We start from the raw sequence: 17,277 nt of genomic DNA, 5'->3' as shown, positions 1-17,277 counted from the left end.
ATGTTCGATCGCCGATCAGCGGTGCAGCCACATGCGGATCGCCAGCAGCAGTTGCTCGGTGTTCACGGGTTTCGCCAGATAGTCGGACGCGCCTGCCTCCAGGCATTTCTCTCGATCGCCTTTCATCGCCTTCGCGGTCAGCGCGATGATCGGCAGCCGCGCGAAGGCGGAGTTTTGCCGGATGGCGCCGATGGTCTGGTAACCGTCCATCTGCGGCATCATGATGTCCATCAGCACGATCGCAATCTTGGGATTGGATTCGACCAGCGAGATGGCCTCGTGACCGGTTGTCGCAGTCAACACCTTCATACCTCGCCGCTCCAACACGCTCGAGAGCGCGAAGATGTTGCGGGCATCGTCGTCGACCAGCAGTGCGGTCTTGCCAATAAGATCCTCATCGGAACTATTGAGCTTCTCCAGCATCCTCTGTTTTTCGACGGGCAATTCCGTGATCACACGGTGCAGGAACAGTGACGTTTCGTCGAGCAGACGCTCCGGCGATTCCACGCCCTTGACGACGATGCTGCGCGCCATCGTATGCAGTTCCGCGTCTTCTTCCGCTGAAAGTTCCCGGCCCGTAAACACGACGACGGGTATATTGGACAGCGTCTCGTCCTTGCGGATCTGATCCAGCACTTCGAAACCGCTCATGTCGGGCAGGCGCAGGTCGAGCACGACGCAGTCGCACGGATTTTCGCGCATCGTCGAGAGCGCCCCTGCCCCGGTGCCGGTGGTCACGATCTCGATATCCTCGTGCCCGAGCAGTTCGGTGATGCTGAGCTGCTCCGCCGCATTGTCCTCCACGATCAGCAGGCGCTTGCGGCGTGGTCTGGCGTATTCTTTGATCTGCGACAGCGCAGCGCTGACGCCTTCCGTCGTCGTCGGCTTGTTGACGAAGGAGAACGCGCCGCGCGCCAGCGCGTGCTGCCGGTCCTCGTCGAGCGTGATGATCTGAACCGGAATGTGACGGGTCAGCGGATTGTGCTTGAGCTGGCTCAGCACGGTCCAACCCAGCATGTCGGGCAGGAAGACGTCGAGCGACACCGCGCTCGGCTGGAACTGCTTGGCCAGATCCAGAGCTTCGGCACCGCGGCTTGCGACCAGCACCTTGAAGCCCTTGTCGCGCGCTAGATCGATCAGCACCCGCGCATAATGCGGATCGTCCTCGACGATCAGCAGGATGGTGTCGCCGGGCTCGAGATTGAGCCGGTCGTCCGGAAGCTGCTCGATCACACGCTCCTGCGCGCCCGACGCCTGCAGCGCCGGCGCCGGCGGGTGCGGCATCGCGATCGGCTGAGCCTGCGGGCGCAGTGCCACCGAGGGGCCGGCATATTTCAGCGGCAGATAGAGCGTGAAGGTCGAGCCCTTGCCCGTCGCACTGCGCAGATGGATCTCGCCGCCGAGCAGACCCGCGAGCTCACGGCTGATCGCCAGTCCAAGACCGGTGCCGCCATATTTGCGGCTGGTGCCGGCGTCGGCTTGCTGGAACGCCTCGAAGATCAGCTTCTGCTTGTCTTGTGGAATGCCGATGCCGGTATCCGACACCTCGAACGCAACGACCGCAGGCGCCGCATTGAGGATCGGATGCTCCACACTCCAGCCGCCGAGCGCGGCCGACACGGTCAGGCTGACGCCGCCTTCCGCGGTGAACTTGAACGCATTCGACAACAGGTTCTTGAGCACCTGCTGCAGCCGCTTGGAGTCGGTGACCATGCTGCGCGCAAGATTGGCGTCGACATCGATGCTGAACGAGAGATGCCGGTTCTCCGCCTCGTGCCGGAACGGCCGTCCGACGGTCTCGAGCAGGCTCGATGTCAGAATTTCCTCGGCGTCGACCGTCACCGTGCCCGACTCGATCTTGGAGAGATCGAGGATGTCGCTGATCAGGTTCAACAGGTCGGTGCCGGCGCCGTGAATGGTGCGGGCAAACTCGACCTGCTTGCCGGTCAGATTGCCGTCGGGATTTTCGGTGAGCTGCTGGCCCAGGATCAGGATCGAGTTCAGCGGCGTCCGCAACTCGTGCGACATGTTGGCGAGGAATTCGGATTTGTACTTCGAAGTCAGCGACAGCTCGGTCGCCTTCTCTTCCAGCGCGCGCCGCGCCTGCTCGATTTCCTGGTTCTTGCGCTCGACGTCGACATTGCGTTCGGCCAGCTGCTGGGCCTTCTGCTCTAGCTGATCGTTGGTCTGCTGCAATTCCTTCTGCTGGGTCTGCAACTCACCGGCGAGCTGTTGCGACTGCTTGAGCAGCGCCTCGGTCTGCATCGTCGCCTCGATGCTGTTGAGCACGATGCCGATGCTGTCGGTCAACTGTTCGAGGAAGGTGATCTGCGAGGTCGTGAACGAGGAGATCGAGGACAGCTCGATCACCGCCTTGACCTGGTTCTCGAACTGCACCGGAAACACGACGAGGTTCTTCGGCATGATCCGCATCAAGGCCGAATTGATCGGCACCGCATCGCCGGGAATCTCGGAGACGAGGCGCTGACGCTTGTCGAGCGCGCATTGGCCGATCAATCCCTCGCCGAACTGGACGATCTGCGGATGCGGATTGCTGCTGTCGCTGGCATAGGCCGACAACAGGCGCAACTGCGCATTCTCGGGATTGTCGACCTGGTAGATCACGCCCATATGCGCATTGATCAGCGGCGCAAGCTCGGTCAGCAGCAGCCGGCCGACGGTCGCAAGATCGCGCTGGCCCTGCAGCATGTTGGTGAAGCGCGCCAGATTGGTCTTCAGCCAGTCCTGTTCGGTGTTGCGCTCCGTGGTGAGACGGAGGTTCCCGATCATCGTGTTGATGTTGTCCTTGAGCTCGGCGACCTCGCCGCGGACGTCGACCTGGATCGAGCGCGTCAGGTCGCCCTTGGTCACGGCGGTCGCCACTTCCGCGATCGCGCGCACCTGCGAGGTCAGGTTAGCCGCGAGCAGGTTGACGTTGCCGGTGAGATCCTTCCAAGTGCCGGCCGCGCCGGGCACGTTGGCCTGACCGCCGAGCCGTCCCTCGACGCCGACCTCGCGCGCCACGCTGGTGACCTGTTCGGCGAAGGTCGCAAGCGTCTCGGTCATGTTGTTGATGGTGTCGGCGAGCGCGGCCACCTCGCCCTTCGACTTCACCGTCAGGTTCTGCTTCAGGTCGCCGTTGGCGACCGCGGTCACCACCTTGACGATGCCGCGCACCTGCTCGGTCAGGTTGACCGCCATGACGTTGACGGTGTCGGTGAGGTCCTTCCAGGTGCCGGCAACGCCGCGCACCTCGGCCTGGCCGCCGAGCTTACCCTCGGTGCCGACCTCGCGCGCCACGCGCGTCACCTCGCCGGCGAAGGCGTTGAGCTGGTCGACCATGGTGTTGATGGTGTTCTTGAGCTCGAGGATTTCGCCCTTCACGTCGACCGTGATCTTGCGCGACAGGTCGCCGCGCGCCACCGCGGTGGTGACTTCGGCGATGTTGCGCACCTGGGTGGTCAGGTTCGCCGCCAGCAGGTTGACGTTGTCGGTGAGGTCCTTCCAGGTGCCGCCGACGCCGGGCACCACGGCCTGGCCACCGAGCCGTCCCTCGGTGCCGACCTCGCGCGCCACGCGCGTCACTTCGGCGGCGAACGAGCGCAGCTGCTCGACCATCGTGTTCAGGGTGTCCTTGAGCAGCAGGATCTCGCCGCGCACGTCCACGGTGATCTTCTTCGACAGGTCGCCGCCGGCGATCGCGCTCGCGACCTCGGCGATGTTGCGGACCTGCGCGGTCAGGTTCGACGCCATGAAGTTGACGTTGTCGGTCAAATCCTTCCAGGTGCCGGCGACGCCGGGCACTTCGGCCTGGCCGCCGAGCTTGCCCTCGGTGCCGACCTCGCGCGCCACGCGCGTCACCTCGCCCGCAAACGCATTGAGCTGGTCCACCATCGTGTTGATGGTGTTCTTGAGCTCGAGGATTTCGCCCTTCACGTCGACGGTGATCTTGCGCGATAAGTCGCCGCGCGCCACGGCGGTGGTCACCTCCGCGATGTTGCGGACCTGCGCGGTCAGGTTGCCGGCCATCGAGTTGACGTTGTCGGTCAAGTCTTTCCAGGTGCCGGCGACGCCGGGCACGTTGGCCTGGCCGCCGAGGCTGCCGTCGGTGCCGACCTCGCGCGCCACGCGCGTCACCTCGCCCGCGAAGCGGTTGAGCTGGTCGACCATCGTGTTCAGCGTTTGCTTCAGCTGAAGGATCTCGCCGCGCACGTCGACGGTGATCTTGCGCGACAGGTCGCCGCCGGCGATCGCGGTCGCGACCTCGGCGATGTTACGCACCTGCGCCGTGAGATTGCCGGCCATCGAGTTGACGCTGTCCGTCAGGTCCTTCCAGGTGCCGGCGACGCCGGGCACCTCGGCCTGGCCGCCGAGCTTGCCGTCGGTACCGACCTCGCGCGCCACGCGAGTCACCTCGCCGGCGAAGGCGTTGAGCTGGTCCACCATCGTGTTCAGCGTTTCCTTCAGCTGAAGGATTTCGCCCGACACGTTCACCGTGATCTTCTTCGACAGGTCGCCCTTCGCCACCGCGGTCGCGACCTCAGCGATGTTGCGGACCTGCGCGGTCAGGTTCGAGGCCATCGAGTTGACGCTGTCGGTGAGATCCTTCCAGGTGCCGGCGACGCCGCGCACCTCGGCCTGGCCACCGAGCTTGCCTTCGGTGCCGACCTCGCGCGCCACGCGCGTCACTTCGCCGGCGAAGGCGTTGAGCTGATCGACCATCGTGTTGATGGTGTCCTTCAGCTCGAGGATTTCGCCGCGCACGTCCACCGTGATTTTCTTCGAGAGGTCGCCGCCAGCGACCGCGGTCGTCACGGCGGCGATGTTGCGCACCTGCGCGGTCAGGTTCGACGCCATGAAGTTGACGTTGTCGGTCAGATCCTTCCAGGTGCCGGCGACGCCGAGCACGTTGGCCTGGCCGCCGAGCTTGCCTTCGGTGCCGACCTCGCGCGCCACGCGCGTCACTTCCGACGCGAACGCGTTGAGCTGGTCCACCATCGTGTTCAGCGTTTCCTTCAGCTGAAGGATCTCGCCCGACACGTTGACCGTGATCTTCTTCGAGAGGTCGCCGCCGGCGATCGCGGTGGCGACGTCGGCGATGTTGCGGACCTGCGCGGTCAGGTTCGATGCCATGAAGTTGACGTTGTCGGTCAGGTCCTTCCAGGTGCCGGCGACGCCGGGCACCTGGGCCTGGCCGCCGAGCTTGCCCTCGGTGCCGACCTCGCGCGCCACACGCGTCACTTCCGACGCGAACGAGTTGAGCTGGTCCACCATCGTGTTGATGGTGTCCTTCAGCTCCAAAATCTCGCCGCTGACGTCGACCGTGATCTTGCGCGACAGGTCGCCGCGCGCCACGGCCGTGGTGACGTTGGCGATGTTGCGTACCTGGGCGGTCAGGTTGCCGCACATCGCGTTCACCGAGTCGGTGAGGTCCTTCCAGGTACCGGCGACGCCGGGCACGATCGCCTGGCCGCCGAGCTTGCCGTCGGTGCCGACCTCGCGCGCCACGCGCGTCACTTCGGAAGCGAACGAACGCAGCTGATCGACCATCGTGTTGATGGCTTCCTTCAGTTGCAGGATCTCGCCGCGAACGTCGACCGTGATCTTCTTGGACAAGTCGCCGTTGGCGACCGCGATCGTCACCTCGGCGATGTTGCGAACCTGGCCGGTCAGGTTGTTGGCCATCGAGTTGACGCTCTCGGTCAGGTCCTTCCAGACGCCGGTCACTTCCGGCACCTGGGCCTGGCCGCCGAGCTTGCCCTCGGTGCCGACTTCGCGCGCCACGCGCGTGACCTCCGAGGTGAACACCGAGAGCTGCTTGATCATCGTGTTGACGATGTTCGCCGACTGCAGGAATTCGCCGCGCAACGGCCGGCCCTCGACGTCGAGCTGCACGGTCTGCAGCAGGTCGCCTTGCGCCACCGCAGCGACCGCGCGGGTGACCTCGCGCGTCGGCCACAGCAGATCATCGATCAGCGTGTTGACCGAACTCTCCATATCGGCCCAGGCGCCGCTGGCGAGGCCGAAATTGACGCGCTGGCGGGTCTGTCCCTCGCGGCCGACGACCTGGCCGACGCGCGCCAATTGCTGCGCCATGCGCTCGTTGGCGGCTGCGATTTCGTTGAAGGCGTCCGCGATCTTGCCGTCGATGCCGAGATAGTCGCCACGCATCCGGACCGAGAAATCGCCGGCGCGCATCGCCTGCAGCGACTGCAGCAGGTCATGCGAAGAATCGAGGCTTCCGTTTGATTGCTGGCTGCGGCGCGTATCAGCACGGGGACGAGGCGACGAACCGAGATCGGTCATGTAATTTCCCCTACGCGCTGGCTGCGAATCCAGAGACTCGGAAAAGCCAGTGTGACCATCAGAATGACTGCCCTTGATCTATTCAAGCGGGAAAACGCCAAAACCGCAATTTGTGACGCAAACCGAGTACCTTAATCGCGATTGGAACCAAAAGTTCCGACCGTTGGCCGAACTTTTCCGAAGAACGACGGAGCCGGCCCTGATCGCCCGGTCCTCGTGCTCGCATGGAACATTGACCATCCCTGCGCGTTTCGGGCGGGGGCAGGATCGGTGATGGTTAAGAAATCAGAACAACTCAAACGGGGCATCGTCGAGAGCCGGCACGATCGTCGGCCGGTGGCTGGCGGCGTGGTCGACTACGCCATTTGCACGCTCGGCCCCGATGGCCGGGTCATCAACTGGAACAAGGGCGCCGAGCGCATCACGGGCTATCCGGCCAAGGCGATCCTCGGCAAGCACTTCTCGGTCTTCTATCCTGCCGAAGACCGCGCATCCGGCGTTCCGGCGAGAGCGCTGCAGATGGCGCGGAAGGAGAAGCACTCAGCGGCCGAAGGCTGGTCCGTCCGCAAGGACGGGTCGCAATTCTACGCCGCTGTGGTCATCGATCCGATCTACGAGAAGCGCAAGCTCGTCGGCTACACAATGGTCACCCGCGACATCACCGAGCGGCATCAGGCGCGCGCGGATCTCGAGGCCAGCGAAAGCCAGTTCCGCCTGCTGGTGAGCAATGTCACCGACTATGCGCTCTATATGCTGACGCCGGCCGGCATCGTCGCCAATTGGAACGCCGGCGGCGAGCGCATCAAGGGCTATTCGCCCGGCGAAATCATCGGCCAGCACTTCTCGCGGTTCTATACGCCGGCCGACCAGGCTGCCGGCAAGCCCGCCCATGCGCTCAAGATCGCGGAAGAGACCGGGCATTACGTGGAGGAAGGCTGGCGGGTCCGCAAGGACGGTTCGTTCTTCCGGGCGAGCGTCGTGATCGATCCGATCCGCGATACCGACGGCAGCCTGGTCGGCTTCGCCAAGATCACCCGGGATATTTCCGAGCGGCGCGACGCGCATCAGAAGCTCGAACAGGTGCAGCGCCAGCTTGCGGAATCGCAAAAGATGGATGCGCTCGGCCAACTGACCGGCGGCGTCGCGCACGACTTCAACAACCTGCTGATGATCATCTCCGGCAATCTGCACCGGATCAAGCGCGAGGTGATGAGCGAACGGGGGACGCTTGCACTCGGCGCGATCGAAACCGCATCCGAGCGTGCCGCGTCCCTGACCAGGCAGCTCCTCACCTTCGCGCGTCGGCAGAGTGTCAATCCGCAGACCATCAACGTCGCTGACAGGATCACCGCGGTGCGAGAGGTTTTGACCAGCGCGCTCGGCGGCGCGATCAAGCTGAACATGGAGATCGGACCGGATCTCTGGCCGATCTTCGTCGATCCGACGGAATTTGAGACCGCGCTGATCAACCTCGTGGTCAATGCCCGGGATGCGATGACCGGCGGCGGCACGCTGACCGTCGCGGCGCGCAATGTCCCGGAAGCCGCCCAGGTGGTCGTCAGCATTACCGACACCGGCGAAGGCATTCCAGACGATGTCATGAACAAGGTCTTTGATCCCTTCTTCACCACCAAGCCGGTCGGCAAAGGGACCGGCCTGGGGCTGTCCCAGGTTCACGGTTTCGCGCACCAGGCGGATGGCCGGGTCGAGATTACAAGCGCGCTCGGCAAGGGCACGACGGTCAGCATCTATCTCCCGCGCGGGACTGCGGCCGCAAAGCGCACGGCTACGGGGCACAGCACGCCCGGCTTGGCCACGATCCTGCTGATCGAGGACAATCCTGCCGTCGCCGATGCGAGCACGGGCCTGCTCGAACAGCTCGGCTACACCGTGCGCTGGGCCTCGAACGCGGAGGCCGCCTTGTCGGAAATCGACGCCAACGGGATCGATGTGGTGTTCAGCGACATCGTCATGCCCGGCAGGATCGATGGACTGAAGCTGGCGCGCACGATCCGGGACAGAAAGCCCGAGCTGCCGATCCTGCTGACGACAGGCTACAGCGCGAGCGCACGCGACGTGAGGTCCGACTTTCCGGTGTTACGCAAGCCGTACCACATCCACGACCTCAGCCGCGAACTCGCAAAGTTGACGGGGCACGGCGTCGGCAGCGCGACGAGCGGGCCATCCGGCAACGCTTCGAGCGAGTTCGATGCCACCGCGCATGACGTCGTGGCAAGACCAAAGGCGAAAGCCCGCTCCTAGTGTGCTGAATGCGAAGTTCGTGCGATTTCGCGGCAGCCACTTTCACGAACTTCGCATTCATAAAGCACACTAGAATCATAAGTTTGCCAGTGTCCTTATCGAATCCGAAGTTCGCTCCGAAGATGCGGCAAATGATGCGAACTTCGGATTCGGGACACTAGTTCAAAATCGAAAGGCTAGCGTTCCGCCGGCCAGCTTCGCCGCACCAATTGCACCCGCTCGATGCGGCTGCATTGCTCGCAGCGGTACTGAAGAATATCCCTGCCCTCGCTGCCCGGATGGCTGCTCTCGAGCCGCATCGTCCTGATGCAGCTGATGCAGGAGATCAGCGTCAGCAGTGGACTGCGATCGTCATTCATCGATGCCCGCGGTGGCGCGGTCGGATCGGCGATCATGGCGCTGGGCGATGCTATGGTATTGGCTCTCACCACAAGAAAATGCAGATCCTGCGGTCCCAGTTCCTTCCTTGAAACCTGATTTGGGCCTGAGCCGGTGTTCGAGGCTCCCTACTTTGGACAAACCCCCGGATCACACCCGGGCGTTGCTGTGACCGGGCGCAGGCTTCGCCTTGTCCTTGTCCACCTTGACCTTCGTGCCGGCGCGGTCCTCGAAGCTCCGGCTCAGCCGCTCCCGGACCGTAGGGAGACGCTCGCCGCCGCCGGCGGCTTTCCACCGGCCGACCAGTTGGGCCACTTCGGCTCGCATCGCCATCAGCCGGTACGATGCTTCACTGCAATCGAGGTCGCGGTTGACCTGATCCCGGATCGACGCCTCGATCAGGCTCATCTCAGCTCGCAACGTGCTGATCTTGCGCCGAATTTCATTGATCTTATTGTCCATGTCTTGTTAGAACAAAAATAGAACATATTGTCAAGTCACGATCCAGCAAGCGAGGCAAGCAATGAGCGTGGCAGCGGTAAGATATGGTGGGGTCGCGGAGCGGCTTGGTGGGCTGATGACCCGTGCCCAGGCGCTGCGGTTGAGGAGCCTTGCCGAGGAGGCCTATCAGCCGAACCAGTACGCACGCGACCTGACGTCCGAGGAAGCCGAACGGCGGATCGACGCGCTGAAGGCGGAGATCGCGCTGGCGGATTCGTTCTGACCGTCCGCGCCAGCCAGGCCGGACGTCCCCTTAAGGCTTTGATATAGCGGCGCAGCTAGGTCTGTTCCTGTTATTGCTGCTTTGTCTTATTGCTGCTTGGTCCTGGGGGAGCCTGACGTGCTGGAGTTGGAGAAGCGGTCGCCGCTTGCGTTCCCGATTACGCTGAAGGACGGGCGAACGCTGGCGACGGTCGGCGACGCCGCGGACTACCTGTCCGCGCTAAACCTGGATCAGCGCGAGCGCGGCTACTGGAAGACGGCGATCATGATGTTCAACAACGCCATGCGCGAGCCGAGCTATCTGAAGATCGCAACCATGAACCTCCGGTCCGCGCTCGTGTATGACCGCCTGGTCGATGACGTTGGCCCGTGATTGTGGTGCCGCGGCTACAGCCGAATCGGCGGTGGTTGCGTAAGGCGCTGTTCGTTATGGCCGCAAACAAGGTAACGGCGGTACACGCGACGGCCGGGTGCGCAATGCGCTTCAGCCGCACTCTCGGGCCGCCTTGGAGGGCCAATGGAACACCAAGGAGGCTCATTTTCTTTTCAAAGCAGTTTCGCGCGGACGAACAGCATCCGCAACGCGTTGGTCGCTTGCACCGTCAGCATGGCGTTACCGGCCGCTCTCTCGAGCGCAACCAATGCCTCGTCATGCAGCGAGCGGAACTCCATCCATTCGACGGCGCTGAGATTGCTGATGAAGCTATAGGCCTGGCCGACGGTCGCGAGCGTCACCGTCTCGCCGTTCAGCCGCACCTTGAACGTCGCCTTCAGCGGCGTGTCGGATTTGGATACGTCACCCATGGCGGGGTTGTGCGCCGCGCCGCGTTAATGTCAATCTAATTTCTCTCCGTCCGCCTCGGCGCGCCGGCCCCAATGAATCGCAATGTCTGTTAGCGTTTCGTGGGGGTGATTCGTGACTGATCTTGCCAACACAGCCTATCTCGATGCGCTCAATGCCGAGCAGCGCCGCGCTGTCGAGCACGGGGTCGGCAAGGATTGCATCGTCGGCGCGCCGCTGTTGGTGATCGCGGGCGCGGGGTCCGGCAAGACCAACACCCTCGCCCATCGCGTCGCGCATCTGATCGTCGCTGGCGCCGATCCGCGCCGCATCCTGTTGATGACCTTTTCGCGGCGCGCCGCCGCCGAGATGGCCGGCCGCGTCGAGCGCATTGCGCGCCGCGTGCTCGGCGATCGCGCCTCGGTCATGACCGACGCGCTGAGTTGGGCCGGCACGTTCCACGGCATCGGCGCGCGGCTGCTGCGCGAATTCGCCGAGCGTATCGGCCTCGACCCGGCCTTCACGATCCATGACCGCGAGGATTCCGCCGACCTGATCAATCTGGTCCGCCACGATCTCGGGTTCTCCCGCACCGAAAGCCGGTTCCCCACCAAGGGCACCTGCGTTGCGATCTATTCGCGCTGCGTGAACGCGGAGATGCCGATCGAGGCCGTGCTCGGCCAGTTCTTCCCGTGGTGCTCCGGTTGGGCCAGTGAATTGAAACAGCTGTTCGGGGCCTATGTCGAAGCCAAGCAGCGGCAGAACGTGCTCGATTACGACGACCTCCTGCTCTACTGGGCGCAGATGGTGACGGACAGCGCGCTGGCCGAGGAGATCGGCGGCCGTTTCGACCATGTGATGGTCGACGAATATCAGGACACCAACCGCCTGCAGTCCTCCATCCTGCTCGCGCTCAAGCCCGCGGGCCGCGGGCTCACCGTGGTCGGCGACGACGCGCAGTCGATCTATTCGTTCCGCGCCGCCACCGTGCGCAACATCCTTGACTTCCCGGCCCAGTTCAGCCCGGCCGCCGAGATCGTCACGCTCGATCGCAACTATCGCTCGACGCAACCGATCCTGTCGGCCGCCAATGGCGTGATCTCGCTCGCCAAGGAACGCTTCACCAAGAACCTGTGGACCGACCGGACCTCGACCCGCAAGCCGCTGCTCGTCACGATCCGCGACGAGGCCGATCAGGCCCGTTACATCGTCGAGCAGGTGCTGGCCAATCGCGAGGAAGGCACCCTGTTGAAGCACCAGGCGGTGCTGTTCCGCACCTCCTCGCACAGCGGACCACTGGAGGTCGAACTGGCCCGCCGCAACATTCCGTTCGCGAAATTCGGCGGCCTCAAATTCCTCGACGCCGCGCATGTCAAGGACATGCTGGCGCTGCTGCGCTTCGCCGCCAATCCGCGCGACCGGGTTGCAGGTTTTCGCATCCTGCATCTGTTGCCCGGCGTCGGACCGGCCTCGGCGCAGCGGGTGCTCGACCGCATGACCGAGGCCGCCGATCCGATTGCTGCGCTCGTCGCGCTGCCCGCTCCGCCCCGCGCCGGTGCGGACTGGCGGCTGTTCGTGGAGGCCATCGAGAACCTTCGCTACTCGGAATGGCCCGTCGATATCGAACGCGCCCGCCTCTGGTACGAACCGCATCTCGATCGCATCCACGAGGACAGCGAGGTACGCCGCGCCGATCTCATTCAGCTCGAGCAGATCGCCGCCGGCTACCCGTCACGCGAACGTTTTCTCACCGAGCTTACGCTCGATCCACCCGATGCGACCAGCGACCAGGCTGGCGTGCCGTTGCTCGATGAGGATTATCTGATCCTGTCGACGGTCCATTCCGCCAAGGGCCAGGAATGGAAATCCGTCTATGTGCTCAATGTCGTCGACGGCTGCATGCCCTCCGACCTCGGCGCCGGCACGTCGGCCGAACTCGAGGAGGAGCGCCGCCTGCTCTACGTCGCGATGACCCGCGCCAAGGACGATCTGCATCTGCTGGTGCCGCAGCGCTTCTTCGTTCACGGCCAGGCCGCCAAGGGCGACCGCCACATGTATGCCTCGCGCACCCGCTTCATCCCGGAACGACTGCTGCCGATGTTCGAGCGGACCACCTGGCCGCGCGCCGCGGCCGCGCAGGCCTCCGCGGCCAACCGCGCGCCGCCGATCGACATCGGCGCCCGGATGCGCGGCATGTGGCGCTGACGCCGGTTCGAAGATTTTCATACGGGCTGGAACCAAGCCGCCGACCTTGCGTTGAGGCGGCGTTCGTAATCGGCAAACGACCATCCCCGACGGCTTCGGCGCGCAGTTGCACGCTGGAGCCGTCTTTTTTGCGCCGCGTCAATTCACGCGAAAGCCAATTCACGCAGGAAATAATGTGACGGGCTGGTCGAAGCCCTTCAGGGTGTAATCGGCACCGGCTGCCGTGATCATGTCGCGGGTTCGATCCCGCACGGCCGTCGTCACAAGGATCTCGCCTGACCTGGCGGCCGCCTGCGCGCGTGCCGCGCGATTGACCACCGTGCCGACTGCCGTCAGGTCGCGGTGGGCCTGGCCGAACTCACCGAAATTGGTGTCACCGCTATCCAATCCGATTCCGATTCCGATGCCGATCTCGATGTCGCCGGCGCCGATCGCCCGCACCAGCGCATCGTGCCTGTCGCGAAAACTGCGCTGGATCTGGCGCGCCGCGAGCAAGGCCTGCACGGAGATCGTCGCGCCGCACCGGGAAATTGAAGATCGCGAACACGGCATCGCCGATGGTCTTGTTGAGGATGCCGTCATAGCGCCAGATCGCGGCGGCGCAGTCGTCGTAGAACGCGTCGAGCAGCGAGGTCAGCCCGTCCTGCGCGATGGTCTGCGTCAGTGTGGTGTAGCCGCGCAGATCGGCGAACAGGATGGTGGCGTCGATGGTCACGGCGCGCGCCTTCATGATCTTCGAGAAGGCCATCTCGCAGAGCGTGCATGTGTTCGGGTTCATGCGGCTCGGCCGGGCGCCGAACAGACGCAACGGCGCCGCCAATGGACCGCGCAACGGGATCGGCATATGCAGGTTCTGCCAGCAGCCAAGGCAGATCGTTGCAGGTTCCGGAGTCATCGGCGGATCACCTGCTGTTCCAGCAACGAAACCCGACCGCCTTGGCACGCAGGTTCATGGGCGTCCCCAATCGAGATAGCCGCGCTCAGGCGGTTGCCACGAAACTCACTCCAATTCGCGACTTCTTACTCCAGATCACCTGGCACTCGTAGACGACCGAGGCGTCGCGGGCCATCACCAGGCGGAATCGGTGCGGGACGAAGGCCGTATTCTCGACCTCGATGGCCGCCCCCTCCGGCGAGATGTTCACGATCGTGCAATGCATGACCGAACCGCCCGACGAGACATAGCCGGGTTCATTGACCTCGGTTCGCGGATGCTTGCGCTTTTCGTCCACCCGGCTGCTCCCCGCTTCCTCCACGCAAACGTGGGCGATCGGCATTGCAGAAGTCAACGGCTCCGGCGGCTCACATCGGGCTTTCGCACCACCATTTGTGCGCAGCTATACGCCGAACCGCTTATCGCGCGAATGCAGATGAGCCCCGCGTCGGCGCGGGCTTGTCGTTCGCGCTGGCACGAGGATAGCCTCATCCTATGGGCGATGCGCTGGCGCGACGCACGCTCCGGGGAACAATGAACAGGCGCCATGGGGAGACGCGCCATGTTCGAGATTCTCGATCGCCGGACGACTCTGACCGGCAACCAGATCAAGATCCTTGCGGCGGCCATCATCGGCGATGCGCTGGAATTCTTCGACTACTTCCTGATCGGCTTCGTGCTCGCGTTCCTGATCGGACCGTGGAAGCTCACCTTCGGCCAGTCGGCCACCGTGCTGATGAGTTCCGGCATCGGCGCCATCCTCGGCGCCTACCTCTGGGGCTGGCTCGCCGACCGGGTCGGGCGGCGTATCGTCTTCATCGGCACGGTGCTGAACTTCTCGATTGCGACCGGCCTGCTCTATTTCACACCGGATAATGGCTGGGTCTATCTGGCGATCCTGCGCTTCTTCGTCGGCACCGGCGTCGGCGGTCTTTATTGTGTCGACCTGCCGCTGGTGCAGGAGTTCATGCCCTCGCACAAGCGCGGCTGGGTCGGCGGCCTCGTCACCTGCGTGATCCCGCTCGGCGTCGGCCTCGGCGCGGTGCTCGGAGCCGTCATGGGAACCGATCAGTGGCGGCTGTTGTTTGCGATCGGCGTGCTGCCGTCGGTCCTGGTGCTGCTGGTTCGGATCTGGGTTCCGGAGTCGCCGCGCTGGCTGTGCCGGCAAGGACGCTATGACGAAGCCCGCAAGTCGCTCGCCTGGGCGCTGCAGGTGCCGCCGTCGGAGCTGCCGCTGCCGAGCGCGGCCGACGCCGGTCCGATCGTCACGACGAGCTGGTTCGATCTGTTCAAATATCCGCGCAGCCTGATCGTCTCCTGGCTCGGCAATGCCGGCGCGCAAACCGGCGTCTACGGCATCACGCTATGGGCGCCCGCACTGTTCGTGCTGCTGCTGAAGGTGACGCCGCAGGAAGCCGCCAAGATGATGATCCTGCTCAGCATCACCGGCTTCCTCGGCCGCATCTCGTTCTCCTGGTTCTCGGAGCTGCTCGGACGGCGTGTTGCCGGCGGCCTGCTCGGCTTCGGCGCCGGCGCGCTGACGATCATTGCCGGCTACCACTACGATGCGACTTTGTTCGGCATGTCGGCGTTCTGGCTGCTGCTGGCCGCCGCCTTCTTCTTCTCCGACGGCGGCTTTGCGATCGTCGGTCCCTACGCGGCGGAAGTCTGGCCGTCGCATCTGCGTACCACGGGGATGGGGTCGGCCTATGGCTTCGGCGGCATCGGCAAGATCATCGGGCCGGTCGGGCTTGCGCTGATCGTCGGTTCGAACAACTACCTCAAGCCCGACGTGCCACTGACCCAGATCCCGACCGCCTTTGTCTATCTCGGCTGCTGGTTCCTGATGGCGGGGGCCGTCTATTTGTTCTTCGGGCTCGAGACCCGGGGCAAGTCGATCGAGCAGATCGACAAGGAGCTCAATGCGACGGCCGACGTCGCGGCCTCCGCAACGATCCGGCGCGCCTGAGGGAGGCCGAACATGAATGTGACTGCTGCGGACCTTATCGGTGATCGCGACGTGATTGCCCGCGCCGAGGCGATCAGGGACACGGTGGCGGCCGCCTCCAACGATATCGAAACGACGCGCCGCCTGCCGCCCGACTTGCTCGACCGGCTGCATGAGGCGCGGCTGTTCCGCCTGCTGCTGCCGCGTTCAACCAACGGGATCGAAACCGACCCGGTCACCTTCTTCCATGCCATCGAGACCATCGCCAAGGCGGATGCCTCGACGGCGTGGTGCCTGAGCCAGGCCGGCGGCTGCGCGATGTCGGCGGCCTATCTCGACCTGCCGGTCGCGCAGGAAGTGTTTGCCGACCCGCGTGCCGTGCTGGCCTGGGGCCCCGGCCCGAGGGTCAAGGCCATCGAGTGCGAGGGCGGCTACCGCGTCACCGGGGTCTGGTCGTTTGCCTCGGGCGGGCGGCACGCCACCTGGCTCGGTTCGCACTGCCCGGTCTATGCCGCGGACGGCTCGCCGCGCCGGGATGCCAATGGCGAGCAGGTCGAGCGCACCATGCTGGTGCGGACCGAAGACGTCGCATGGACCGACATCTGGAACACGGTCGGATTGCGCGGTACCGCCAGCGACCAGTTCGCGCTCGACGATTTCTTCGTCCGCGCGGACCATTCGATCACCCGCGAATTCGACCGCGAGTGTCGCGAGGATGGCCCGCTGTACCGGATGAGCAACCATACTTGCTACCAGATCGGCTTTGCCGGAGTCGCCTGCGGCATTGCCCGCAGTGCGCTCGACAATTTCGTCGACGTCGCCCGCAACAAGGTGCCGCGCGGCATGAAGAAGACACTGCGGGACAATGCGGTGGTGCAGTCCGGCCTCGCCCAAGCCGAGGTCAATCTGCGCGCCGCCCGCGCCTTCCTGCTGCAGTCGATGGCCGACATCTGGAAGGATCTGGTTGCCGGCCACAGCATCACGGTGGCACAGCGCATGACGATCCGGATGGCGGCCACCCATGCCATCCACAAGGCGCGGGAGGCCGTCGATTTCGCCTACAACACCGCCGGCGCCACCGCGATCTTCGACGGCCATCCGCTGGAGCGGCGCTTCCGCGACATCCACACCGTGACGCAGCAATTGCAGGGCCGCTTCAGTCATTTCGAGACGGTCGGCGCCTGGATGCTGGGCGTCGATGCCGACCTCAGCTTCGTTTAACCCGATTTCTCAAGGAGAAGAACCATGCCATTGGGTGGACTACAGCATTACACCATCGAGCCGCAGGATCTGGAGAAGACCAAGGCGTTCTATTGCGATGTGCTCGGGCTTGAGAACGGCGAACGGCCGCCGCTCGATTTCCCCGGCTACTGGCTCTATTCCGGCGGTCAGGCCACCGTCCATCTGATGGGCACCCGCAAGCCCCGCGACGGCATCGTGGTGCGCGGCACCGAGAAGAAATATGAGGACACCGGCCGCCTCGACCATATCGCCTTTGCCGCCAGCGACGTCGAAGCCGTGCGCAAGCGCCTGCAGTCGAAGAACGTCACCTTCCGTGAGCAGATCGTGCCGCGCACCGGCGACACCCAGATCTTCCTCTACGATCCGGACGGCGTCGGTGTGGAGCTGAACTTCCCGAAGAGCTAAGCGCCAGCGTTTTGCGGATCGCTGATTGCCGGGCAGAGCCGTCCGAAGGACATCGTCGCTTTGCCGCGCCGATGTCCCGGTCATTGACGGCTC

The 17,277-nt window shown here is 64.4% G+C and carries 14 protein-coding genes; 7 read left to right on the top strand and 7 right to left on the bottom strand.

Annotated features, from left to right (window positions below; all coding sequences use genetic code 11):
* Positions 1 to 15 precede the first annotated feature (15 nt).
* Positions 16 to 6,306 carry a HAMP domain-containing protein gene (locus tag ACVMDN_RS16980; protein WP_168856378.1) on the bottom strand — a complete coding sequence of 2,097 codons (6,291 nt, stop codon included), beginning with the start codon at positions 6,304 to 6,306 and terminating at the stop codon, positions 16 to 18.
* Between the two features lie 273 nt (positions 6,307 to 6,579).
* Between ACVMDN_RS16980 and ACVMDN_RS16975 the strand changes: the two genes are divergently transcribed.
* Positions 6,580 to 8,568: a hybrid sensor histidine kinase/response regulator gene (locus tag ACVMDN_RS16975; RefSeq protein WP_057018675.1), complete on the top strand. Its 1,989-nt coding sequence runs from the start codon at positions 6,580 to 6,582 to the stop codon at positions 8,566 to 8,568.
* 176 nt (positions 8,569 to 8,744) lie between these two features.
* Here ACVMDN_RS16975 and ACVMDN_RS16970 read toward each other — a convergent pair whose 3' ends face one another.
* Together ACVMDN_RS16970 and ACVMDN_RS16965 are read right to left on the bottom strand one after the other, a co-directional pair.
* Positions 8,745 to 8,927 (bottom strand): hypothetical protein, encoded by a 183-nt coding sequence (locus ACVMDN_RS16970; protein WP_225646739.1) that lies wholly within the window; start codon positions 8,925 to 8,927, stop codon positions 8,745 to 8,747.
* Between the two features lie 169 nt (positions 8,928 to 9,096).
* Positions 9,097 to 9,408, bottom strand: a complete 312-nt coding sequence (locus ACVMDN_RS16965) for a hypothetical protein (RefSeq protein WP_038377154.1) — start codon at positions 9,406 to 9,408, stop codon at positions 9,097 to 9,099.
* A 61-nt stretch (positions 9,409 to 9,469) separates the two neighbouring features.
* Between ACVMDN_RS16965 and ACVMDN_RS16960 the strand changes: the two genes are divergently transcribed.
* Complete coding sequence (locus ACVMDN_RS16960; RefSeq protein ID WP_026192767.1) at positions 9,470 to 9,670, top strand: DUF3072 domain-containing protein; 201 nt, start codon at positions 9,470 to 9,472, stop codon at positions 9,668 to 9,670.
* Between the two features lie 117 nt (positions 9,671 to 9,787).
* Positions 9,788 to 10,042 carry a hypothetical protein gene (locus ACVMDN_RS16955; RefSeq protein ID WP_028332017.1) on the top strand — a complete coding sequence of 85 codons (255 nt, stop codon included), beginning with the start codon at positions 9,788 to 9,790 and terminating at the stop codon, positions 10,040 to 10,042.
* A 173-nt stretch (positions 10,043 to 10,215) separates the two neighbouring features.
* Here ACVMDN_RS16955 and ACVMDN_RS16950 read toward each other — a convergent pair whose 3' ends face one another.
* Entirely contained in the window at positions 10,216 to 10,473 is a 258-nt protein-coding gene (locus ACVMDN_RS16950) for a hypothetical protein (protein ID WP_057018676.1), read from the bottom strand.
* Positions 10,474 to 10,585: 112 nt separating this feature from the next.
* Here ACVMDN_RS16950 and ACVMDN_RS16945 point away from each other — a divergent pair, with 112 nt between their 5' ends.
* On the top strand, positions 10,586 to 12,655 hold the full coding sequence (locus tag ACVMDN_RS16945) for an ATP-dependent helicase (protein ID WP_253623889.1): 2,070 nt from the start codon (positions 10,586 to 10,588) through the stop codon (positions 12,653 to 12,655).
* Positions 12,656 to 12,814: 159 nt separating this feature from the next.
* Here ACVMDN_RS16945 and ACVMDN_RS16940 read toward each other — a convergent pair whose 3' ends face one another.
* From ACVMDN_RS16940 to ACVMDN_RS16930, 3 genes are all read right to left on the bottom strand, one after another.
* On the bottom strand, positions 12,815 to 13,096 hold the full coding sequence (locus ACVMDN_RS16940) for an adenylate/guanylate cyclase domain-containing protein (protein ID WP_253623890.1): 282 nt from the start codon (positions 13,094 to 13,096) through the stop codon (positions 12,815 to 12,817).
* Complete coding sequence (locus ACVMDN_RS16935; RefSeq protein WP_253623891.1) at positions 13,035 to 13,550, bottom strand: adenylate/guanylate cyclase domain-containing protein; 516 nt, start codon at positions 13,548 to 13,550, stop codon at positions 13,035 to 13,037. Before ACVMDN_RS16935 ends, ACVMDN_RS16940 begins: the two co-directional genes overlap by 62 nt.
* Before the next feature lie 85 nt (positions 13,551 to 13,635).
* Positions 13,636 to 13,887, bottom strand: coding sequence for a PilZ domain-containing protein (locus tag ACVMDN_RS16930; RefSeq protein WP_253623892.1), 252 nt, complete (start codon positions 13,885 to 13,887; stop codon positions 13,636 to 13,638).
* Between the two features lie 264 nt (positions 13,888 to 14,151).
* On the opposite strand from ACVMDN_RS16930, the gene ACVMDN_RS16925 reads away from it, so the two are divergent.
* Genes ACVMDN_RS16925 through ACVMDN_RS16915 form a run of 3 tightly spaced genes read left to right on the top strand, consistent with a single transcriptional unit; the run spans position 14,152 to position 17,184 of the window.
* A complete protein-coding gene (locus tag ACVMDN_RS16925; protein WP_253623893.1) occupies positions 14,152 to 15,558 on the top strand; it encodes an MFS transporter in 1,407 nt (468 codons plus the stop codon).
* A 12-nt stretch (positions 15,559 to 15,570) separates the two neighbouring features.
* Positions 15,571 to 16,758, top strand: a complete 1,188-nt coding sequence (locus ACVMDN_RS16920) for an acyl-CoA dehydrogenase family protein (RefSeq protein ID WP_253623894.1) — start codon at positions 15,571 to 15,573, stop codon at positions 16,756 to 16,758.
* A 24-nt stretch (positions 16,759 to 16,782) separates the two neighbouring features.
* On the top strand, positions 16,783 to 17,184 hold the full coding sequence (locus tag ACVMDN_RS16915) for a VOC family protein (RefSeq protein WP_141342398.1): 402 nt from the start codon (positions 16,783 to 16,785) through the stop codon (positions 17,182 to 17,184).
* The last annotated feature ends 93 nt before the right edge of the window (positions 17,185 to 17,277 follow it).

This window comes from Bradyrhizobium sp. USDA 4510 (assembly GCF_054059095.1).
The sequence above is the reverse complement of the archived record's forward strand: the minus strand, read 5'-3'. Positions and strand labels throughout refer to the sequence as shown.